The sequence below is a fragment of the Janthinobacterium sp. SUN100 genome (genome assembly GCF_030397705.1).
GTDB lineage: Bacteria > Pseudomonadota > Gammaproteobacteria > Burkholderiales > Burkholderiaceae_D > Janthinobacterium > Janthinobacterium kumbetense.
Genome location: NZ_JAPUBU010000007.1, coordinates 25734 through 46931 on the forward strand (window position 1 = coordinate 25734; position 21198 = coordinate 46931).

22 protein-coding genes are annotated in these 21198 nt (G+C 52.9%); 6 read left to right on the top strand and 16 right to left on the bottom strand.

The window, feature by feature from the left end; translation table 11 throughout:
* Positions 1-21: 21 nt before the first annotated feature.
* Genes O0881_RS27015 through O0881_RS27025 form a run of 3 tightly spaced genes read right to left on the bottom strand, consistent with a single transcriptional unit; the run spans position 22 to position 1278 of the window.
* Positions 22-369, bottom strand: coding sequence for a hypothetical protein (locus tag O0881_RS27015; RefSeq protein WP_289913744.1), 348 nt, complete (start codon positions 367-369; stop codon positions 22-24).
* Entirely contained in the window at positions 356-859 is a 504-nt protein-coding gene (locus O0881_RS27020; protein ID WP_289913745.1) for a DUF4123 domain-containing protein, read from the bottom strand. Before O0881_RS27020 ends, O0881_RS27015 begins: the two co-directional genes overlap by 14 nt.
* A 2-nt stretch (positions 860-861) precedes the next feature.
* Positions 862-1278, bottom strand: a complete 417-nt coding sequence (locus tag O0881_RS27025; protein ID WP_289913747.1) for a PAAR domain-containing protein — start codon at positions 1276-1278, stop codon at positions 862-864.
* 841 nt (positions 1279-2119) lie between these two features.
* On the opposite strand from O0881_RS27025, the gene O0881_RS27030 reads away from it, so the two are divergent.
* Positions 2120-2743, top strand: coding sequence for a hypothetical protein (locus O0881_RS27030; protein ID WP_289913750.1), 624 nt, complete (start codon positions 2120-2122; stop codon positions 2741-2743).
* Between the two features lie 362 nt (positions 2744-3105).
* Here the strand turns inward: O0881_RS27030 and O0881_RS27035 are convergent, their stop codons facing one another.
* The 3 genes from O0881_RS27035 to O0881_RS27045 form a co-directional block, all read right to left on the bottom strand.
* Complete coding sequence (locus tag O0881_RS27035; RefSeq protein WP_289913751.1) at positions 3106-5586, bottom strand: AAA family ATPase; 2481 nt, start codon at positions 5584-5586, stop codon at positions 3106-3108.
* A 390-nt stretch (positions 5587-5976) separates the two neighbouring features.
* The gene (locus O0881_RS27040; protein WP_289913753.1) at positions 5977-6555 is read right to left on the bottom strand and encodes a hypothetical protein; all 579 of its coding nucleotides are present in this window, start codon (positions 6553-6555) and stop codon (positions 5977-5979) included.
* 351 nt (positions 6556-6906) lie between these two features.
* Positions 6907-7173, bottom strand: coding sequence for a hypothetical protein (locus O0881_RS27045; RefSeq protein ID WP_289913754.1), 267 nt, complete (start codon positions 7171-7173; stop codon positions 6907-6909).
* Positions 7174-7596: 423 nt separating this feature from the next.
* Here O0881_RS27045 and O0881_RS27050 point away from each other — a divergent pair, with 423 nt between their 5' ends.
* The 5 genes from O0881_RS27050 (at position 7597) to O0881_RS27070 (ending at position 12386) form a co-directional block, all read left to right on the top strand.
* Positions 7597-7806: a hypothetical protein gene (locus O0881_RS27050; protein WP_289913756.1), complete on the top strand. Its 210-nt coding sequence runs from the start codon at positions 7597-7599 to the stop codon at positions 7804-7806.
* 194 nt (positions 7807-8000) lie between these two features.
* On the top strand, positions 8001-8408 hold the full coding sequence (locus O0881_RS27055) for a hypothetical protein (protein ID WP_289913758.1): 408 nt from the start codon (positions 8001-8003) through the stop codon (positions 8406-8408).
* Between the two features lie 553 nt (positions 8409-8961).
* On the top strand, positions 8962-9906 hold the full coding sequence (locus tag O0881_RS27060) for a hypothetical protein (RefSeq protein ID WP_289913760.1): 945 nt from the start codon (positions 8962-8964) through the stop codon (positions 9904-9906).
* A gap of 658 nt (positions 9907-10564) precedes the next feature.
* Positions 10565-11434 (top strand): hypothetical protein, encoded by an 870-nt coding sequence (locus O0881_RS27065; RefSeq protein ID WP_289913762.1) that lies wholly within the window; start codon positions 10565-10567, stop codon positions 11432-11434.
* A gap of 535 nt (positions 11435-11969) precedes the next feature.
* The gene (locus O0881_RS27070; protein ID WP_289913764.1) at positions 11970-12386 is read left to right on the top strand and encodes a hypothetical protein; all 417 of its coding nucleotides are present in this window, start codon (positions 11970-11972) and stop codon (positions 12384-12386) included.
* Positions 12387-13674: 1288 nt separating this feature from the next.
* Here the strand turns inward: O0881_RS27070 and O0881_RS27075 are convergent.
* The 10 genes from O0881_RS27075 to traD form a co-directional block, all read right to left on the bottom strand.
* Positions 13675-14313, bottom strand: a complete 639-nt coding sequence (locus tag O0881_RS27075) for a hypothetical protein (protein ID WP_289913765.1) — start codon at positions 14311-14313, stop codon at positions 13675-13677.
* Positions 14314-14319: 6 nt separating this feature from the next.
* Entirely contained in the window at positions 14320-15126 is an 807-nt protein-coding gene (locus O0881_RS27080) for a type-F conjugative transfer system secretin TraK (protein ID WP_289913766.1), read from the bottom strand.
* Positions 15077-15679 carry a type IV conjugative transfer system protein TraE gene (gene traE, locus O0881_RS27085; RefSeq protein WP_289913768.1) on the bottom strand — a complete coding sequence of 201 codons (603 nt, stop codon included), beginning with the start codon at positions 15677-15679 and terminating at the stop codon, positions 15077-15079. Before traE ends, O0881_RS27080 begins: the two co-directional genes overlap by 50 nt.
* 16 nt (positions 15680-15695) lie before the next feature.
* Positions 15696-15995: a type IV conjugative transfer system protein TraL gene (gene traL / locus O0881_RS27090; RefSeq protein WP_289913769.1), complete on the bottom strand. Its 300-nt coding sequence runs from the start codon at positions 15993-15995 to the stop codon at positions 15696-15698.
* Positions 15996-16039: 44 nt separating this feature from the next.
* Positions 16040-16420 (bottom strand): hypothetical protein, encoded by a 381-nt coding sequence (locus tag O0881_RS27095; protein WP_289913771.1) that lies wholly within the window; start codon positions 16418-16420, stop codon positions 16040-16042.
* 171 nt (positions 16421-16591) lie between these two features.
* Positions 16592-17161: an OmpA family protein gene (locus O0881_RS27100; RefSeq protein WP_289913772.1), complete on the bottom strand. Its 570-nt coding sequence runs from the start codon at positions 17159-17161 to the stop codon at positions 16592-16594.
* 137 nt (positions 17162-17298) lie between these two features.
* Positions 17299-17859: a lytic transglycosylase domain-containing protein gene (locus O0881_RS27105; protein ID WP_289913773.1), complete on the bottom strand. Its 561-nt coding sequence runs from the start codon at positions 17857-17859 to the stop codon at positions 17299-17301.
* A gap of 153 nt (positions 17860-18012) precedes the next feature.
* Positions 18013-18519 (bottom strand): hypothetical protein, encoded by a 507-nt coding sequence (locus O0881_RS27110; RefSeq protein WP_289913774.1) that lies wholly within the window; start codon positions 18517-18519, stop codon positions 18013-18015.
* A 155-nt stretch (positions 18520-18674) separates the two neighbouring features.
* Positions 18675-19289, bottom strand: a complete 615-nt coding sequence (locus O0881_RS27115; RefSeq protein ID WP_289913775.1) for a DUF4400 domain-containing protein — start codon at positions 19287-19289, stop codon at positions 18675-18677.
* Positions 19283-21196: a conjugative transfer system coupling protein TraD gene (traD, locus tag O0881_RS27120; RefSeq protein ID WP_289913776.1), complete on the bottom strand. Its 1914-nt coding sequence runs from the start codon at positions 21194-21196 to the stop codon at positions 19283-19285. The genes O0881_RS27115 and traD overlap by 7 nt, the downstream gene beginning before the upstream one ends.
* Positions 21197-21198 lie beyond the last annotated feature (2 nt).

Genomic DNA, 21198 nt, shown 5'->3' on the forward strand with positions numbered 1-21198 from the left:
CTAATATCGGTAGCGCGGGCATTATTGCTCCCCTTCCAGTTTTTTATCCATTACCGCGATCAGTTCGTCGAACCGCTGCTCCGGCGTGGCGCCGGGCTTGCGCAGGTAGGCATCGACCAGCGGGTCGTCATGGATCCCGGGCGCGTCGGCTGACAGGTACATCAGATGTACGATATGCGGCGTGGACCTGAAACCGATTCGAATGGCGTAGGTGTACGCCGCCAGCATGCGCTCGATCACGGTCGCCCGGCCTGGCTGGCTTGCCATGTCGGCACGCTTGGCCAAAAATTGGTCCGCCACTGCGATGACGAAATCGCTCATGTCGCCCGTCTGCACTGCACGCCATTGCTCCTCGCTAAACGTCAGCATCGCGCCTCCCTATGATTGCCCGCTTGCCGTCGAGCAGCAAGTGCCATTCGTGAATATGACCAAACATCGCCTCCCGCTGTGCCGGCTCAAGTATTTGTGCCAGCTTCACCAACACGCGCGGATCCCAAAAGCGAAGCAGCGCTGCGCGGCCGTCCGGTAGCCGTGTTTCCAAGTGTAGTTGCAGCAACTGCGCCAGGCCACCAAGGTCCTGCACGGCGAACAGCCAGGTAACCGAAGGTGTTTCTTGCTCCAGTGCGGCCAGGTCTTCAAGAAACGAAGGCGCTGCTCCCGCCATGTCGACCAACCAGGGGCCTGCATGCGCGAGCGCAGCGTCGGGTGTGCCGGTAAATAGCGGGTAGCGCGTCCCATCCTCCCTCATGCGCGTTTGGCGGTGTGTCTCATATTGAACACCGTCGACCAGTGCGTATAAGCACAGCGCCGAGTGATGTTGCTGAAGTTGCTTCAGGCGTTCTGTGACGTCGAGCAACATTGTTACTCCCGGATAACGGTGGTCGCGCCGGCGGCCGCCGCAGACATCAAGCATTCGAGGCAAATGCCGGAGTCGGTATTTGCGGCAATGTTGCCGGCGGTTTCCATCACGTCATTGTCGTCGACATCAGCCGGGTCGCCCACGCTGGACTGGTCCAACCAGATCGTCGTGATTTGGCCGGAAATCAGTTTTGCACCGCAAGCGGTCGAATCCATGTGACGCGCATAACCATTGCCACTGCCGTCCACGACGTCGGTCGGTCCAGATGTGATGGGGAACGTGCCCTTGCATTTGGGGCATACCGTCATGTCGCCGACGCGCGCTATATTCTTGCCATTGATGTCACAGGTGAAATCGGCGCCGATGACCGTACCGCCATGACTAGTCTTGTCGCCCATGACAATGAAAGGTCTGCTCAAATGATGCTCCTGAATGTGTGCTGCAACGCAATAAGTTGCATTTATAGCATATTTTCCAGATACGTCAGGTAAGCACGATTCAAAATAAATAATAATGCGGTTGGATCGGAGCGCAATGAACTTTTCTTTGTTCTAAATGCGACTTGGGACATTGATGCCGATGTAAAAGGTAGACTTGGACCTTCCCCGGCATAACGGATGGTAAATGGTGTTATTTTCGATCGAGCAACCACGGCAGAATGCCTGCTTCTGAGCGGTATAACGACACAGTTGGCTTCGACAGCCTACCCCTCATCTACTTGAGGCGCGAAATGGGATCGACGATTTTGCATGCTGGCGGTAGAGTTGCCATCACGGCTGACGCGACATGGCACTTGGCGGTATCACGCCAAAACAGAAGCTTGCCATGGTCGCTTAACCTCTACTTTTATCGCGCTCTAGCAGTTGGTGTATTCATTTAGAGTAGAGTGTTGCGGCCCCTGATTGAATCCGCAAGTCGTTGGTGATTTTCGAGTAACGACTTATACTATGCATCTCTACTAATAATATTTAATCTGTCGCCATGTTTAAAGTCCACGTTTTAATGTATTGTGGTTACTCTGTTTTTAGTAGCTATAGTGCGCTTGTGAGTAAAGATGGAAAATTAAAGATCCATGAGGTCAATAAATCCCATCCGCTAACGCACTATATGATATGTCAGTCTAATAGACTAATATTTAAAAATCAATTCATATCTGATTCTAATCCACGGTGCGTGACTTTGCAGTTCTTGGAGCACGTATCAACAACTGGGGTTGTAGAGCATGAGTTGATACTTCCAACCACGCTTAATGGAAAGAACTTGGCCGTTTACGTCGCGGCCCATCTCTCTGGTTTTGTTGTCTGGTCGGATAATGACGAACCAGCAAATACATATTCAACGTTCTTTGAGGCGTTAGTATCCATAGCGACACCATTTCATTTCGATGAAAGCCACATGCTTACTAAGTTATTGAGTTTGGAAGTGCTGTATGTTGGCCGGACTGAAATAAAAAAGAACTATCTTAGAATAGATGGGCATGAAAAGTATGCGCGAGCAGCTGATGATATTATTCGAAGCCGTCCATATAAGGAACTTTTCCTGAAATTGCACAATTTCGAAAACCCAACATGGATGGTTGCAGAGAATGAAGAAAGTGCAGAAAGAAAGCTGAGGTCGATTCGAGATCTGGCAAAAAAGCATGACCATCCGGCTTGGGTTACGCTTTTTGAGGCAGCGTTGATTTATCATTTGAAGCCATACTTGAATGTTCATTTTAAGAATATTTTTCTTTCTCCAAAACACATCGGGTATAAGCATCTATTAGACATAGGAATCAATACCGCGGATATTGTTATCGATGAGAGCTTGCGCTCCTATTGCACAAAGCTTACCGATAATAGCTATACTCGGAAGCTTCAATTTACTTTCCCGCTTGATTCATAAATATCAAACTCTATTTGAGCGTAGGCTTGTTTAACGGGAAATCACGAACTTCCTAGACGTACGTGAAGTGCATAAAATATTGCTTTTCGAAATCAGCCGGGAGCAGCTTGTTGTTGAAGCTATGACGGAGTTGCAGACTGTGGAATATCTCGGCGTTCCCTTACTACAACGGACGGTGAGGGACGACATATCTGGCCGAGGCAGCATCATCACGCCTGCTTCACAGCACTATAAAGGCACAGTTGGCTACGACAGCCCGCCCATCATTTGCTTGAAGCGCTCGATGAGATTGCTGATTTTGTTCACTGGCGGTGGAATTGCCGGCATGGCTGGCCCAGTATGGTATTCAGTTGCGTCACTCGCTATGCAACGACATAAATCCCCTTCCCTAGTTTTACAACGTTTTCTGCCCGTAGATGTACGTTGATTGCCAACGCAACAGTGCTACGCCATCTGGCGCTGTTAAAACCAAGCTCCTCTAAATCTTGGTGATAGGTTCCTATTGAAATCTCGGAGAGCTCGAATTTCGTACCCGCGGACAGCAGCATCAGCCATGCGGTGACAAGAACCTGTGCTGCGCGATAGATTGCACTTTCTCCTGACGGCTCAAATCCATCAAATACCTGAGGTCGACGGTTGTTCCTGAAGGCATACTCTCCCAAGGCCGCAGTCGCGAGAAAGAATGGAAGTTCGTTTCTCGTCGCTAGTATTTCGCTCCAGGAGGATGAGTTCAATAGGGAACGAATTTTTTCATCGAAGTCAATCAGTTTTAAAGCCAATCTTTGCGTTAGTGAGGTTGTTTGGTTTCCCATATCCCCATCGCAAACGAGGCACGAACGCGCAGGCCATGTTGCTGGAGTCATACGATCACAGGCGACACAATATTCCAAGTCCAACTCTCTAAAGTACGCTTCTTTGTCCGAGTCAGCGCGTGCCAAAACGACGCTTCGCAGAGAGTCTTCGAACCATGTTAATGCTGGCCACGGATGTGAGCGAACTAAGTGTTCAAGCCACAGAGACATCGAACTCCCCCGCTCATGTTGTACCAGCCAGCATTCCAAGGAGTAGCACCACGTCAGATTGATGGTCTCAATCCCCGTGAGTTTTTTTGTCTGATGACCGGCCAACAGTGTTCTAGGGTGTAGCCTGTGCCTTATGTTGGTCAGCGCATTGATGTTTGCAGGCATTGTGAGGATTTTTTCCAAAAAGCCTCTCGCCCCGGAACGCCCAATATATTCCGCAGAAAACATTGACATGCAAACGGTCGTGGCCCGGGAATATGCGCAAAATAATTCTATGTCTGATAGCTCTTCTGCGCATATGATCATGACGATGGGTGACTCCATGCCGCGAAAACGAGAAATTGCCTGAACCTGAATGCCATCATGTTCAAGCAAGAAATGCTGTATTGACTTGGGTAATCGTTCGAATCCGAATTTGCTCAACACAGTGATTTCACCAGGTGCGATTCCTCGTTCAAACAAGTCGCCAGTGATGATAGGCAAGACATCCTCCCAGTGCTCCACAACCATCTCTCTAACGGTATCAATCTCTAGCATGCGGGGAGTGCTTAACTGCAATTGAGTCGATCGAACCTCTTGCAAGCGATCGGTGACAGCTTTCGGCATGCGCATTACTACTGTCATGTGAAAAGGCAGGACACCATCGAGTAAAGTGCTAAGTGTTGCCAGTGTCGTAGAGTCCTTCTCAAACGCAAAAACCTGGGTTTCATCACAAAGCGCAATCATTTGACGATCTGCAAACCAGGTGGCAAGTACTGCGCACCAACGAGGTTTCAATGCCTGCGCTTCGTCCAAGATCAGTGAATCATATGAATCAAGAAGACCTTGATCAATTGCCGCCGAGAGATCCCCGACGCAATCACCTTGACTCCATTCACGAAACTCTGCATCGTCCAATAACGACAATCCCAATTTCGATCTAGCAATTCGGCACAATTTATGCCATGTTAAAACCGTGCAATTCGTCTCATTCAGCTGATTTCCCCAGTACTCACTTAACAGTGAATTGAACGTCAAGACGAACACACGACGTCCAGCTTTGTGAAGCCGGCGCGCTGCTTCGATTCCAATCAGCGTCTTACCAGTTCCTGGCCATCCGGTTACAATAAATTTTTCTGACGTCAAAATTTTGTTGGTTACCGATGCCTGTTGAGGCGTAAGTCTCAACCAAAAATGGTTGTCATATTGAACCTTCAGCCCCCAATCTGGAGTGCCGTCAAAGTTAGGGCATAGCGCCTTTACTAGCTGTGCGATTTTTACGGGGCCAAGTGGCCGTGTCTGCAGCGCTCTCCCCCAGTACCTCATCAATCCGAGTACTTTCGCGCCCAGGTCAACCATGGCGCTCATATCAAGCACTATGGATTGACTTTCTTCTATACTTGCATCTACAAGGGATGGCGGAAGGCTATCAGTTGGCAGTGAGCTATCTGGAAAACACATGGCATATCCAATACGGCATCGTAGCGAGCTGTTACCTGCGAGCCAGCGTGCAAGGCCGTGGACGTTATCACGGGTTTGTTTTACAACGCCAATATGTTGATTATTTCGCATTAATACAAAAGCCGCACCTTCAATCCTGTAGCGCCCCCCCTTTACTTCGATTGCCAAAATACCAAGATCGGGATGCAGGATTAAGAAATCAATTTCACCTGTGGGCGGCCTAAATTCTCCGCCAAGTTGACGAACTGCCGCCGAAAGCCAAGGTAGACTGTGTATAACGATGAAATCGTCGGAGAGTTGCGACTTAAGCTGACTGTAAACAAGAGGTTCACTCGGGCTATCAGTTTCCGCAGGCCCAAAATCGGGAATCATTTTTGCCATGAGCTATTCATTTTTTTGCATTACTCAATTTTTTGGGGGCATTCAACGCGATTCGCTACCAGTAGCTTAGACTCTCCTGATCCATGGTTCTTGAAAGAGGAGAACCCAATGGAGTGTGTTAGGGGCCTGGGTGTCCGGCTAGGTACCTGGTGCGCATTCTGGTAGCTGCCTAATCTAACGACGAGATCGGGGCTGGTCTGTCATCCTCCTGCCTTGCATAGGCTTCTGCCGCGCTCGAGCAAGAGCTGCTTGTGTTTCGGCGGGTTCAGGCGCTGTCGCGAGGTTTGATTGCTACGGCTCAGCGCTGCGATGGCTTGAGTTGGAGCGCGCCATCCGTTCCTTGAGTTGGATATCGGATAGCTTGGCAAACCCAAGTTATTCGCTGTAACGTTATCCTTTAATGCCGAAGTCGGCGGTTTTGATCTTTGCCATTCGCCCGTCAGGATGGTGCCAAACAACGCCCTCAATGCGTCTTGTCGCCAGATAATCGCGGATTCCCTCGAAGGTGCGCGGGCAATCTTCGAGTATGTCGCGCCCATGAGGCACAAGAATGTGTTCGGTTAAGTTTTCAGGATTAGGGCCATGCCGTGTGCCAATCTTCGGGCCGCATACCTCATAGGTACCATCGGGAACCGACAGGTTGTGAAACAGGTTTTTGCTACCCCATGCAATTCCCTCCATGATTCTGGCAGAATCAGGGCCGATAGCTGGTACCCACCCCGGCCAATGTCCGCTGACAGGGTCGGATTCAGGCTGAGCTGGAACAAATTCGGGCGGTGGCTTGCGCCCAGCTTTGGCATCGTAACGTTTAAATACCTTACCCGATTCCACCAGGACGGCCATCCCGTCCCATTTGCGCGTAGCTACGCCATGCCCTTCCATTACCCATTCCGATCCTGGCACCACCTCGTTGCGAACGCAGCGGTCGCCATCATAGTTGCGCTGAAAAACTGAAGCGATCTTTTTCACGTATTTCCAATACAAAATTAAAAAGTCGAGTATGTTAGTTTGCAATCAATAGTAGATGATACTCCAGCCGCCGTCGAAATTGAATTGCCGGAAACTTTTGCATTCTGGTCAGGCCACACAGATTTAGGATATGGAGATGGAGCAGTTGATATTTGGTTGCTTAAAGTTTAACCAATTCGGCAAAGGCGGTTAGATGTTGATATGTGCCCACAATCCGAAATGCTGTCACAGGATTGGTAGCAAGCCTATTCTAGTCGGTTACAAAAAGAAGCTGCTTAATCGGCTAGTCAGAACTTAGTGAGCTCGTGGCAGTTCAACACTCATGCGACACCTAGCCAACGATGATGTATGTCAAGGGAGAGGTAATTTTCTTCGAAAAATTCCATTGCCAACCTTGTATGTATCTGAAATTATGGCGCCCTTCGGAAATTTTTCATCATTGCAGGGTAATTCGCAATCTATTGTTGCGATCCGCTCAAACTCATTAAGATCAATTTCAGTTGAGATGGATGCATTAATCGGGTATTCAGAGTTCGGTTGGCTCCATGTGCCGTCTGATCTTTTTGATACACGCTCTGCTTTTGTCATCATGACATTTTCTCCTTGTTCATGTTCCACATTTCCTTCCTCGTTGATTGCTTCAGTCGTGCGAGACCTATAGATTGATAATACGTTAGGACTGTCACGTAGGAGAGGAGCTGAAGGTCTCGAGTCTTGCCTTCCTGGAGGAAACTAGATATGGATCGCCAGGTGAATCTTCCTGCCAGAGGCTCGGGTACCGGCGGCTCCACACCAAAATAGACACTTGCCCGGGCCGCTTGATTAATCGCCATCAGTAGCTTAACCACTCCTGATCCTCGGTTCTTGAGAGATGGAACACCAATGGATCGTGTTAGGTGCTGCCAAGCACTTGGTGTGCGATCTCGTAGCAGCCTAATCCACCGACGAGATCGGGTCTGAGTCTATCTCCCCTGCCCCGCAGAGACTCCTATCGCGACCTAGTAAAAGCAGGCTTTCCTTGGCTATAGCTGCCGGCGAAGGATGGTTTATCTGATCGAGGCAGCAGCAGAGCGCCGGCTTTTGCGCGCCATTGCGGCACAGTTGACTACGATAAACCAGCCCGTCATGTGCTTCGTGCGCTCGGCCAGATCGGGCACGTTGCGCGCTGGCGGTGGAGTTGCGATCACGGCCGGCGCGACATGGCACCTGACGGTATCACGCCAAAAACAGAAGCTTGCCGTGGTCGCTTAACCTCTACTTTTAGAGCGCTCTAAAAATGGGGGATTACCCGTCGTGCTGATATCCACCAGACTTTTTTCTCGATTGTCTGGGTACTTATCTGCTGGCGATATATTCGGAGATTTTCCTAGGCCTTCTTAGTCTATCTTGTCTTGGCATCGATATTGGTTAATGAGACTGAACCGTGTAAGGTGTGGTATACAGCGGTGAGCCGCATTCCAATTTTTCTTATTTGGCAACTTGCCATCGTCGTAGTTTGGAGCAATATGAGGCATCCGTATCCACCGTATTCTGCCATTGAGCTTGCGCTGAACGAGGTTATTCTAGCTGCTCGCTTGAAAGGGGTGAGCTTCAAGAATACTGAATTGATTACTACATCAGAGGAGTGGGATAGAGAACTTGTAGTTTTATTTTTTTATCAAAATGACACTGATGTGCAATGGAATCAAGAAACCGGCATTAATGAATGGCTGCAGCGAAAATTCGTTCATGAACTGAATGCCACCAAAGTCCGCTATGGTTTTTCTGAATTTCCAGAGATCACTTTCATGTTTGACTCTGAAGAAAATGTTAAGGCGAATTTTCAAGGGGATTATTTTTTGCGGCTAAGGTAGCGTCTCGCGACCACCGTTTAGTTCGCAATCCAGTTGCTGACACTCATTTTGGAAGGGGTGAATTGCCACCCGTCGCTTACACTCTCCTGATCCATAGTTCTCAGAAGATGAAAGATCGATGGATCGTGTTGGGCATGGGCGTCTTGCCAGCCGCCTGGTGCGCGATCTCGTAGCTGCTAGATCCAACGACGAGATCGGGTCTAGGTCTATCTCCCCTGCCCCGTACAGGCTCCTACCGCGCGCTAGCACTAGCTCCTTGAGCTTCGGCGCGTTCCTGCACTAACGTTCCCGCGGCAAAACGCCTTGCGACGGTAATCTTGGGCTTCGTGTGTCGCGGAGCAATCGATTCAAGTACTTTTTCGCATTATTTCCGCTCTACAACGATGCATTTAAGTTAAAGTGTTGCGTTGATCGATGAATCCGCAGCCAATAGCAACCGTTGAGTACCTCGACTAACTGCGAAGAGTCAACAAGGTAAAACTATTTGCTCAACCGGACGGCGATAGCGCTATGCGCCTCCGCCGCCAGTTAACACAACGTTGATTGATCCAGCATGGACATTATCGCCATCTTACAAAAGAAGATTTCCTTACTTGAATCTGGGGTACACTCGGCTGGGCTTAAGGCGACGCTTTCCCACATTGAGATTGCATTCCGTCACCTAAGGCGCGGTCAAAAAGATGAAGATCAAACTGCATTCACCGATGCTGTTTACAGAACGAATCAAGCGTTCGAGGGGGGCATAAAGGAAGCATATCGTGTTCTTACCAAGAAAAACCCTGAGAATGTCCGCCCGTATGACATTGAGTTGCATTTCTCCAAATCTGGAACATTCAGGCAGCGCGTTTTGGATCAATTCACTAACTACAGGAAGGAATGGAGAAATCCATCAACACATGACTACAAGTTGGATTTTAACGAGAGCGAAGCATTTCTGGCGATAGTCTCTGTTACTGCATTTTCTTGTCTCCTTCTAGATGAAATAGCCCGACAGCTTGCGTACGATAGGGAGGTGATTGCAGTACAAGAAATTGCAGGCAAAGTAAGGCAAGAAGTTAACGTTAGCAATGGTGATCTCCTTACGAGAACTGTAGAGGCCCTAAAAGTCTATTTCTTGCGACGCACTCATGAGCATGTCAAGAGTGGTACAGCAGCTCAATGGCTCGGGTCTATTAGTGGCTTTTTGTCTGCGATCATTCCAGACGTAGCAATTACGATCGATGCACCGCTGGGAAAAGAGAGCCTTCATATAACTGCCGATCTGTTGATTGAGTGTGGCAATGAAAGAGTGATAGTTGAAATAAAGAACAGGTTAAACATCCTGACTTACAAACACCTTCTCAACCAAGTAGAACAATTGATGCTTTCATCTGGAATCAGCGACGGAGTGATATTTTTCCTACCGACAATGCTCGAATCAGAAAAAATATACGAGGCCGAAAATGTACTTCTTGATGGAAATGGTAGACTGCGCACCATTAGTCCGATAGCAATCTAATTTGGCGCTTAACGTCGCTCGCTATGGTCACTGGACGGTGCGCGATGAAACGGCGCAGTGCCGGTTAGCTCCATGTCGAACGAGCACATTGTAGAACTGCGACCGTCCGAAAAGGGGCCATAAACAGACAATGCTCATGACGTTGGGACGCCTAAAGTTCACCACAGTTCAGTTTAGCCCAGTGAGGCTAGCTTAAAGTGTGTTATTGCGTCATACTGGAAATCTCAAAGGCGTCATTTTGAGATCCGCTTTACGTTAGAATGTAAGCACAAACTGTAATTTTTGAGCCACAAAGGAGAGCATTCATGGCACTTAAACCAGGACCAAAGCCGATAGCAAAATCAACAGGGCAGCCGGATCAGCGCCGCCGTGATAACAAAACCACACCAGGGAATACACCATCCCTCAAACCTAGCAAATCTAGCAATCCCCCAAAAAGTAAATGATAAGGGGGCGTTAACCCGGCAGTCGACCACGTGTCCTGCACACACTGTACGCTGGGCGATAAAGCCGCACGGCGCAGGTCACGACTACTTTGGTCATCTATGCCCTGTGAGTCCGCTTTGGGGCGGTACCTGCCAACGACGGCTACCGGCCGTGAGCTGCCGGTAGCGAGAGACGGGTTTGGTTGATCCACAATTGATAAGAATATTGGAAAATGCCTGTTGAGTTTTTTCAAGCGCCATCCGGAACCCGAGTTAAACAATCCTTCGATTCCCCGACGGTATATCTTGATCATTGGGCTATTCGGCTGTTCAGTGATGATATAGCCCTGCAAGATCGTCTAGTGGCTGCTTTGCTGGGTAAAGGAGGCACGTTACTTCTTTCCATGATTTCACTCGGTGAATTTGCTGGACCGAGTGATCCTCGACATGTCGATGATGCGGAGGCGTTCATCGAACGCTTACTTCCCAACATATATTTGACGGATTTTGCGTTTGACAAGGTTCTTGATCGGGAACACTTAGAGGCAGACAACTCGACTCGTTTCTGGCCATCTGCAGATCTGCCGCAGTTGAAGCTACTTTCCGAACGGCCGCAAAATCCTCCGCTTGGTGTCACGATGCACGGTTTCATAAGAATGTCATATGAAAACCGCGAGGTTATCGGGCAAATGATGAAAGGACTGGCTCAACAAATCGCAGGTGGGATCAAGGATGCCAGGGCTGACCCTTCCTACATTTCCAAAGCCAAAATGGTCAAACCTGATGACACTCGCCCCCGAACGCATGTGATCATCGGCGAGCTAATGCGCGAGTACTACCTGAATCCGGGCCTCCCAATTAAAGAGAACGATATCGTCGATATGCTGCACACCGCTATGCCGATCAACTGTTGCGACTACGTTCTTCTTGACGGTGCCTGGGAAGAGCGTGTGGCAAAGATGAAGAAACGAGTTGAAAAAAATGGCTCGCATATGCCGTTGGCCAAGTGCTTTTCAAGGCGAAATGACGGTGTTCGTTCGTTCCTCAGCGATCTCGAAGCATTTGATCAACATAGACTGCTGAAGCCTGCCCTCCCATATTGAGAGTAACGCTCTGCCCTTGCGGCCCAAGCTCATCTTTAGGAAAACCAAGAATTGGGCGAAGGTCTGAAATGGGGCGGTAGCGGACGGTGCCACTGAATCGCCGCCAGTCGCTTAGGCTTTCCTGATCCATGGTTCTTGAAAGATGAAAACCCGATGGATCGTGTTAGGGCCGGGGTGTCCCGCCTGGCACCTGGTGGGCGATCTCGTAGCTGCTTGATCCACCGACGAGATCGGGTCTGGCCTGTCTAGCCTCCCTGCCCTGCAGAGACTCTTGCAACGCTGAAGCCATAGTTGCTTGAGCTTCGATGGGTCCCACCATGAACTCTACCGTGGCTAAACCTCTTGCAACGTTAATCCCTGGAATTGCGGGGCGCGGAGCAACCGATTCAAGTACTTTTTCGCATCATTTCCACTCTACAACGATGCATTTAAGTTAAAGTGTTGCGTTGATAGATGGAAGCCGCAGCCAAGAGCGGACGAATGGGAATCCAATCCACATGGCGCATAACGCTAATTTTGTGAATATGGCGGCAAGATGAAATGTCTCACCTGCGGAAATTCCAGCTTTGATAGACCAGTGGACAAATCGAGCCTGGAGATTTGGTACTGCAAAGTGTGTGGCAATGAGTGCGCCGTACGTTGCCACCACATCCCGGATCTATCGGAGATGCAAATAAGTGATCTCTTCATTGGAACAGCCTGTATCGATCCCGGACCTAACGCTCTGAAATCTCTTATGAAGTTAAAGAAGGTACTTGCGTTTTCCGAGCGATTTGAGCCTGCTCTACTTGAAGCGCAATACAAGGCAGGCAAGCTTAAATGGGAGCTTGGCTACTTCTTGGATTTTGAGGTCGCGCAAGCATTCGCGATGTGCCAAGCTATCGGCATTCCAGTAACGTTTGAAATTGTTCGCTCACCACCGTATGCGACTGCGGCCGGCGAAACGCAATGATCTGTCTATGTCCGCTTTGGGGTGCGGAAGCGGACGGTGCCGTTGGGGTAAATCGCTGCTGGTACCTACGGCGCACGTGATCCATCATTCTTGGCTGATGAAAATCCGATGGAGCGCCTGAGGGCCCGGGCGCCCTGCCAGGCGCTTGGTGTGCGATCTCGTAGCTGCCTGATCCACCAACGAGATAGAAGCTGGCCTGTCTATCTCCCCTGCCCTGCAGAGGCTTCTGTCGCGCTCAAGCAAGAGCTGCTGTAAGCGTCAGTTCAGCGCCGTCTTGAACTTCTTGCTGGTCGCCGATCTGCGCTAGTATCTCGCCTAGCCACTCTTCAACACGGTTTATAAGGGAACGATGAATACTAACTCTAAACGGCAGGTCACCGAGGAAGAGGTCTTATATGTTGAGGAAGCATTTTCGGAGTATGAAGCAAAGGGACGTACGCGGAAAAAATGTCCCTGGTGCTCTGGAGAATTGAAGTTCAATGCTTTGGTCTCCGGTTACAGCATTCTATGCATCACCTGCGAGTTTAAGATATCAGCGCGTGGCGTATAGATTCGCCACCAAATGATATGGTAATCCCCCATTTTTAGATCGCGCTAAAAGTAGAGATTAAATGTTTAGTTTCGCGTGATCATATTCCTCGTCGCAGTATGGCCCTGTTCCGTGCCAGAACCGTGCTTGACGAGTTGATCGGCGGTTTACCACCGAGATCGTCCCACCGATTGCAGCACATCGCATAAACCTCAGTCCATAAGCTCACGCATTCATCCCCAAGCCTGCCCCTCCCCGAACATCCGCCAGGAAATCAAGGAGTCTGGACTATCCGACAGCGAGGCTGCCACGGATGCCGGCAAGGCCAATGCTTCGCGCGCACATCGGGCTTGGGTGTCCTGCCAGGCACCTGGTGTGCGTTCTCGTCGCTGCCTGATCCACCGGCGAGGTCGGATCTGGCCGGACCATCTCCCCTGCCCCGCAGAGACTCCTATCTCGACCTAGTAAAAGCAGGCTTTCCTTGGCTATAGCTGCCGGCGAAGGATGGTTTATCCGATCGAGGCAGCAGCAGAGCGCCTGCTTTTGCGCGCGATAGCGGCACAGTTGGCTACGATAAACTAGCCCGTCTTCTGCTTCGTGTGCTGGGCCAGATCGGGGACTTTGCACGCTGGTGGTGGACTGGTCATCACGGCTGACGCGACATGGCACCTGACAGTATCGCGCCAAAACAGAAGCTTGCCATGGTCGCTTAACCTCTACTTTTAGCGCGCTCTAAACCAGCCGTCGCCGAAGAAAAACTTAACGTAGTGTCCGGGATGGGTTGACCACTACAGTCGCGGCGCCCAGAGACACGCGTATCATGGGGGCGGGCGTCTCCGGTTGCTCGTTTGGCCGCAGTACGCCGGTGTTGCCACTGGCTGCGTCGGTGGCGGGTGAGCCTGGCGGCGCGTTGCCGCCTAGTGGCGTGCCGGGGGGGTACTGCGACGGAGCGGCCACAGGTGGCTGTGGTGTTGGCGGCGTAACGGACGCAGGCGGCGCTGGTGGGGGCCCTTGTTCTGCCGTGGCGGCGGTTTTTGCTTCCAGATCCGCCAGACGCTTGAGCAAGGCTGCTTCGACAGCCTTGCGATCGCTGTTGATTTTGTCTTGCGCTTCCTTGTCACTGTCATATTGGGCCAGCTTCTTGCCGGCATTGCCGACCCATTGATCTTCTGGCGAGATCTGGCCCGGCACCATCATGCTGGCATCATCCACATTGACGGTGGCACGTTTATCGGTCGACTTGGGAAGCTGCCGGGCGGGGCTGCCGGACTCGGAATAGGCCAGTACCGCCCACAAGACGCCAATGCAGGCTGTCACGATACCGGCGGCGGCCAGGTACTGCTGCTGCCTGGGCGTCAACCGTGCCGTGCAGGATTTCAGTGTTTGCATGATGCGCATGGCGATTCACTCCCCTGCCCTGATGACATAAACCCGCGTGCTCTCGTTCGGACGCAAGTTAAGGTTGTCGATGGCGACGGCCAGGACATCGCCATCGTCGCGGTCAAATTCCTGTTCTGCGAGCACCAGCGGCGCGCCGCTGACATTGCTGAGTACATAGGTCTCGCCGATGAGGCCACGGCCTTCAAACTGGCGGATGAGCGTCATTTCCGCTTCCGCCCACAGCAGGCGCGCTTCGTCGCGCTCTTCCATCCGGACGTCGTCGGGCACCTGCTCGGAAGCCATGAACATCAGCATCGATTTCAGGGAGCGGATGAATGTGGCGGACCTCGCTGGCGCCGCGCCGACGGCATTGGCTGCCCTGGCCTGGCGCCTGGCCGACTTGTCCGAGATCACGATGGTGTCTGCGGGAACCTCCGCGCGGTTCAGGCGCAAGGTGTAGGTGGCCGTAGCGGAAGAAATAAACAGGTTGATCGGCTTGGCAGCAGTGCCCACCGGCTGAATATAGATCTCGCCTTTTGCCAGATCGCAGGCAAGCGACAGCTGGCCGCCGGGATTGACGGCCGTGCCGGCGCCTGGCGCTACGGGCAGGCTGGCGTCGGCAGGTTTGGACGCACAGTTGCTGCTCGAATAGATGTTGCCAACAACGTCGATGATCTTGCCGCCCTCGATGCGGATGCGCGTCGGTTCATGCGCGGCGATGACCGCCTCGATGGTGGCGCCGTCCCTCACCTCTCTGGTCTGGTCGGCCCAAGCGGGGAGCTCAACGAGCCCCAGCAGCAGCCACGCCAATGGCAGTATCCGGTTTTCCATCTTTCAACTCCTTAAAATCTTTCAAATGCACGCGCGCGCCACGGAAGACGAAGTCCGCACGGTAGGTCTTGAGGTTGTCAGAGGTATTGGCCCCGTTCACCTGGGTTTTGAGGTAGCCGGTCATCGTGACCGATTGCGTTTCTTCGTCCGGCACCAGTTGCTGCATCTGGAAGTAGGTGCTGGCATTGAGCTTCTTCAGTCTTGCCGCCTCCAGGTCCTGGCGGGTCTTGATGCTGCCGGCGTTCTCCGGCAGGCACCAGCTGAGCAGCATGTCCTTCTTCCATTCGATTGACTTCGGCGTGACGTCCAGCATCAGGTAGGCGATATAGCCGGACATCTGTACCAGATAGTCGTTGCTGGCCCGGCCATCCTCGATCCAGAATGTTTTGTTGATAGCTGGCGGCACAATGACAGTGCGTTCCGTGCCGGCGATACGTACAATGATCATCAATGCCAGCATCAGGCAGACGGACAAGATACCGATGGCCAGGCGCTGGTCGAACACGCGGCGCCGCAGGGCAGCCAGGTCATCCTGATAGGTTTCCAGTTTCACAGAGGCCTCCTTTTCGCTATCCAACCATCTTGCGGATATGCGATGGCGGGGTTGAGCGCATGGACGTCAGCGGAGTGACAGGCAGGTACCAGTACGCCCAGTGCAGGACAAAGGCCGGATGCTTATCCGCTTTTTTGCGACTGAGCCAGCGCGACACGGCGACGCCGGCGCAGACCGCGAGGAAAAATCCGAGTTTGCTACTGGCCAGATAGCCGACAAAGATGGAGAGGAGGACGGGAACGGCGACATCAAAGTCCCATAGACCAATCTTCCATTGGTCGTCCAGCCGTCGCGGAATATAGGTGTCGGCTTGCATGGCGCCCTCCTTTTCCCAATGTGCGGTGTCTGCACCAGCCTGGTTCAGATCGTGGCGCCCATGATGGCGCCGCCAATGACCAGCCCGACCGAGCCGAAAATCGCCATGCCGACGTAGAACAGCACCGGACCGAAATTGCGCAGGGCAGTCAACGAGATCAGGGCCACCACGAAGCCGATGACGCCGACCACTGCTTTAACGCCGGGTTCCAGCACGGCCAATTGCATCAATGCTGGCGTCAGCGGACCGGTGATGCCGGTGAATGCGACGAGGTCGATGGCAGTGGCGGGAATAGCGGCGAGCAGGCCCAGGGAGATCAGGGTGAGCAATGCCAGAACCTTGGCCGCTGTGGAGACGCGCAGCCCAAGCGGCCGCTTGCCGTGTTGTTTGAAAGGGAGAACTGTGACGTATTGCAGGGTGTTCATGTGCATTCCAATCGTGATCGTGAATAAAATTGCCTAAAACTGTCTGTGCGGGCGGCTAGGTGATGCGGCATGCCGACCTAGGAGGACCACGGACGGGGCATTGCCACGCGATCGCGCCCGGCCGGCACGCTCCCCGTGCCGAAGTCAGGTTGATCAGGTGAGTTGGGGTTCTCATCTCTGCACCTGCCGAGGTGCGTCGGCGGTGAGGCTGAGCTCTACCCTCCGGTTGTTCTGGCGGCCCGTTTCGGTCGCATTGGCGGCGGTGTAACAGCAGGCGCCGCTGCTTTCCACCTCCAACTGAACTGCAGGAACGTGCAGATGGCGGCGCAGATAGCGCTCGACCTTGGCCGCGCGCTGGTGTGCGATGGCATCGTTCAGGGCCGGCGTTCCGGTGTTGTCTGTTCTGCCAGCGATACGGATATGGGACGCTGGCTGCACCAGCGTGAGAAATTGCTGCAGAACGTGTTGCGCCGTTCTATCGAGACGGGAAGAGCCCGGCGCAAAGTACACCGCAAGCTCGGTGACATCGGACAAATCATTGTCGTTCGCCGCACCGGTTCCCACGGGTGTCCCAGCCAGTGTCCGCTGCGTGCTGGCTGCCGCGATCGTCGTTTGCGACACCTCTTCAATATGCGCATCCCGTCTTACCAGCGTCTTGGGCGTGCGCGTAGGGCAAGCTGGATCGATACACAGGCCGTAGCGTGCCTGTCTACCGTAGTGAAGCTGGGTGATGATCTGCATGTGGGACCCAGGCGTGGCTGCGCGGGAAGGCTGTCCTGCAGGTTGTGGCTCGGTATGCACATTTACGCAGGAGGCCATCAGCAAGCTGACGGCAACCATTCCTGTGGCGGCTAGGGTGGCATGAGCAATAGAGCGTCTCATGTCAGCCCCACTGCCACCAGCGCAGGCTGCGTTGGGACGACCGACTCAGCTCGCGCATTTTTCTGCGTCCGGTACCTGCCCCGCGGCGTAGCGCGGCGCACTGCCGGCGGCTTGGTATGGGTGAGAAAGCCGTATACGCGCCAGGCGTAGCGGATTCGCGTAGCCTGGCATTGGGCCGCATCCAGTTTGGTACACGAGGCGTTGTATGCACCGATCGCCTCCCAGGTATTACCGTACCTTTGCAGCTTTTCCACGAGAATTCGGGAACCAGCATGAATGTTTTTACAGGGTTCATGCAGTTCTAGCTCAGTCACCCCCAAATTGCGTAAGACCCGTGGATCAGAATTGACACCCATATAGCCGATATCCACGGTACCGGTTTGGCGCAGATGGCGGCGATTGACTGCGTTCGGATCCAGTGACGATTCCGCTTGAGCGATCGCATAGAGCAGCGGTGCCGGCACATGGTGGCGCACGGCGGCCTGTTCCCAGCAAGCCCAGGCAGGACCCGGACAAACAATGAGGATCGCAATGATGCATGAAAGATGTCGTTCCATGGCAGGAAGCAGGCATAAACCCGAAAGCGTTGATCTACCCGGCGCGCGCAGGCGCCAGACCATCGAGGGTGCACATCGGGTAAGCCTGGCATCAGCCTGGCAAGGTCACTTCGGGTCGCATATCCGTTTGCGATATGCCTTGCGATCTGCCTCTTATGGCAGGTGCGATACTGCCCGCTCGGCGATATTGCGCCGGGCCTGTTCAAATATTTTCCCTTGCGCCCCCTCTTCCTGCAAGGCCAGGGCGATGCACGCGGTCGTAAACTGTCCCAGGTCGAATCGGGGATAGGGATGCCGATTCATTTCTGACTTCTGCAGCGCCAGCAACAATACATACTGTGCGCGCCAGATTTCCTCTTGTCGACGCGGCATGCATTGGTCGCGCAACACCATCCGTGTATGCAAAAACGAAAAAATATGCTTCGCCGGTTCCGGTTGTACAAATACTCTTGCAATACAAGCACTAATCAGATCGGGATACCGCAATTTCGGCGAACAATTGTGCTGATGGTTGAACAACCGGTCGAGTTGATGAAATTCCTCCATCCATACCAACGTACCGATCGTTTCGTCACACCGCGAGGATGAGGCCGCAGAACGATGCGTAGCGGCCGTTTGAGCGGAAGATGAGGGCGGCATCGAACGAAATTCAGTATTCATGGCGACTCGAAATCAAAAATGACTGCGTACGACATCATGCTAGCGCATCGCAACACCAATGTTTGTCCAAAAAGTCGCGCTTTTTAAGGCCTATTTGGATTAACTCGCGCCCCGGTCGGTGAATAGCGAGAGCTGCGAGGCCGTTACCTGTCCGCTCACGCATAGTGCACCACTATTCGCCCTGCCAGCCACGCCACCCCACCCAACATCGCAGGCAACAGAAGCGGAGACAGTTGAACAGGCAGCACACACGCTACTGCCAACAGACAAACGAGCAAGATCGCTACTCCCATCGCTGCCGCAAACCACTCCGGGTGCGGCCTGGCGAAGCCCAGGCGTTTAATTCGCCGGCGCACCATCGCATCCACGATGAAGGCCATCATCAGCACCGCAAACGTCGCCCACCACTGTACAATGCCTGCTAGTCTGTACAGCGCCAGCATGGTCAGCGTATCGAGTGAGCGAAAATAGCTGCTCTGGAACAGCTGTGAGCGTACCCGCCCAAGGCTATTGGCGATAGGTTGTGCTACTGGGTTCACCTGCACATCCTGGACGTGAATCGATGCCGGTTGAGCGGCCAATGCAGCTTGATACTCAAACAATCGACCCAGCACGCGCCCTGCATATGGATTACCCCAGCAATCCGCACTGGCGATATGCTCCGCGCGAATCTGCGCGACAAATCGCTGCGGTGGAAAGGCTGAGGGCAGGTACAGCACCAGAATTAGCAGTACGCTCAGCGAGACGATAGCCGTCAACCGAATCAGCATGTCTCCCCCGAATCCTTGTCTTCAAAACAGGCATCGTCCGCGCCTGGGTCGACCAGCGTAAACCGCCCCTTGTAGACATGTCCACCAGAAACGGAAGCGAAGAACTGCAAATTGGGTAATTTACCCAGAAGCGATGGCGGCACTAATTCGTTGACCTCCTCGCTCAATTGGGTCGAATCGACAGCCGTAAAATCCGTGAAATGGCCGTCTCTGGCCGTGTTATGCCCTACTTTCATGTTATGGATGGTGGTCTGCCCCAGTGTTTCATTGATGAACTCCTGAGTGGGCTGATCCTTGGTCCGGAAGGCGATGAGGTTATTCAGGTTCCCCAATGCCATGCGTGCCGCCTCCTGGCTGCCAAGGCGTTTGGCCAGATCGGCAATCGTCTGCATGGCGGCCGTGGTGTACAGCCCGCCCTCGGCACCTTTGTTCAATATCTCGATCAACGGCTGATTAATCACGTTGGATAGCTCATCTACAAACAGGGCGATGCGCCGCTCTCCTCCCAGGTTGTAGCGAATACCGGAGCGGGCCGCCAGGTCGGCCAGCGCCATGGCGCCGATAGCCGTGGCAACGGAAGGATCCGGTAATGAGTCCAGACACAGCAGCAGTACATGTCCCGCGCGCTCGATCTTTTCCAGATTCATGATCGGGCGCTGGTCATCGGCATCAAACGGATCCGGCGACAGGCTTTTGCCCAGATCTCCGGAGGTCAGCATGGACAAGATCGGTAAAAGATTGGCGGTTATTTTCTGATAGTGTTCGCGGTTATGCTGAAATACCCGGACCTGTGAACTGACCACCGGATCACGCCGAGCTTCATGCACATGATGATCGTAGTAAGTCACGTACGCCAACAGCTCCTGGCTCGCGGCTGGCGTTGGCGACTTGATCTGGCCTCTCCGCGCTTTATCAAGCAAGCGCACCATCTCGGGTGTGCTACGCCACTGCATGCCAAGAAGCTGTTCGTAAAAACGCTGGAACGCCTGTTCCAGGATGGGTTCGACGCCTCCCTCAATATACTGCTTTAGTTTTTCCAAGTTCGGGCGCTTCTCCAGTTGCACCATCCCTTGCACGACCACATTCACCGCATCCCAACCAAATGCGCTGAACGTTCCAGCTGTGTCCGGTGGCATGATTGACTGAATCCGCGAAGCGACTTCAGTCGGCTTTTGCCAGTTGAACGTGAAGTCAAGACGCACACCCGTTTCCGGAAAAGCAGGATGAAACCAAAGAAAACTATCTGGCTCCCGATACATTTGACACGCCTTCATGACCAATCGCTTGAGGCGACGTGAGTTTTTCGGATCAATAATAATGACGACATCACCACGTCGGATGGCTTGAAAAATCAACCAGCCAAGGCATACCCCTTTGCCGGACTGCGTGGTTCCGACCACCAAGGTTCCCCCTTCAAAGTTCTGCAGCGGACGTATCAACAAGCGCTCTTCCGACTCGACGCCATGAATCCAGGGCAAGCCAATCTCTGCGTCGGATTGTGGATTGGGCTGGTACCCCAGAGCGCGTATGAACCAGGGAGAAATGGTCATCGCGCGATAATCGATCTTGATCAGCTCATAAAGCCGCTGCGAGTGCAGTGGCAACCAGATAAAGCCCAGGCCGAATACGACCTGTTCTGGATCGCCTGTCCATCTGGCGAGCCGGGAAATTGGAACCATTTCCATGGCGCGGCCAGACAACGCGGCACGAATACGCACAATACGCAGGGCTTGCTGGCAGCGAATCAAGGCAATGAGAAGTGAAACAAAAATGAGCGGAACGCCCGCACGCGGTGGTAAATGATCAGGTATTAGAGAGTAAAAAATGGCGGCGGCGAGAATCCATGCCAGGGCGGCGGCCCCCTCAACGGGACTACGCCATGGCATTTCATACTGTCGCAGCAACATGA

Bases quoted from the DNA above. Each gene is read 5' to 3' on its own strand.
- O0881_RS27075 (WP_289913765.1), bottom strand. From the start codon at position 14,313: ATGCGCATCATGCAAACACTGAAATCCTGCACGGCACGGTTGACGCCC.
- O0881_RS27060 (WP_289913760.1), top strand. From the start codon at position 8,962: ATGGACATTATCGCCATCTTACAAAAGAAGATTTCCTTACTTGAATCT.
- O0881_RS27015 (WP_289913744.1), bottom strand. From the start codon at position 369: ATGCTGACGTTTAGCGAGGAGCAATGGCGTGCAGTGCAGACGGGCGAC.
- traL (WP_289913769.1), bottom strand. From the start codon at position 15,995: ATGCAAGCCGACACCTATATTCCGCGACGGCTGGACGACCAATGGAAG.
- O0881_RS27095 (WP_289913771.1), bottom strand. From the start codon at position 16,420: ATGAACACCCTGCAATACGTCACAGTTCTCCCTTTCAAACAACACGGC.
- O0881_RS27065 (WP_289913762.1), top strand. From the start codon at position 10,565: ATGCCTGTTGAGTTTTTTCAAGCGCCATCCGGAACCCGAGTTAAACAA.
- traD (WP_289913776.1), bottom strand. From the start codon at position 21,196: ATGTTGCTGCGACAGTATGAAATGCCATGGCGTAGTCCCGTTGAGGGG.
- O0881_RS27105 (WP_289913773.1), bottom strand. From the start codon at position 17,859: ATGGAACGACATCTTTCATGCATCATTGCGATCCTCATTGTTTGTCCG.
- O0881_RS27070 (WP_289913764.1), top strand. From the start codon at position 11,970: ATGAAATGTCTCACCTGCGGAAATTCCAGCTTTGATAGACCAGTGGAC.
- O0881_RS27110 (WP_289913774.1), bottom strand. From the start codon at position 18,519: ATGAATACTGAATTTCGTTCGATGCCGCCCTCATCTTCCGCTCAAACG.
- O0881_RS27080 (WP_289913766.1), bottom strand. From the start codon at position 15,126: ATGGAAAACCGGATACTGCCATTGGCGTGGCTGCTGCTGGGGCTCGTT.
- O0881_RS27050 (WP_289913756.1), top strand. From the start codon at position 7,597: ATGGTTTATCTGATCGAGGCAGCAGCAGAGCGCCGGCTTTTGCGCGCC.
- O0881_RS27020 (WP_289913745.1), bottom strand. From the start codon at position 859: ATGTTGCTCGACGTCACAGAACGCCTGAAGCAACTTCAGCAACATCAC.
- O0881_RS27100 (WP_289913772.1), bottom strand. From the start codon at position 17,161: ATGCAGATCATCACCCAGCTTCACTACGGTAGACAGGCACGCTACGGC.
- O0881_RS27035 (WP_289913751.1), bottom strand. From the start codon at position 5,586: ATGGCAAAAATGATTCCCGATTTTGGGCCTGCGGAAACTGATAGCCCG.
- O0881_RS27115 (WP_289913775.1), bottom strand. From the start codon at position 19,289: ATGCTGATTCGGTTGACGGCTATCGTCTCGCTGAGCGTACTGCTAATT.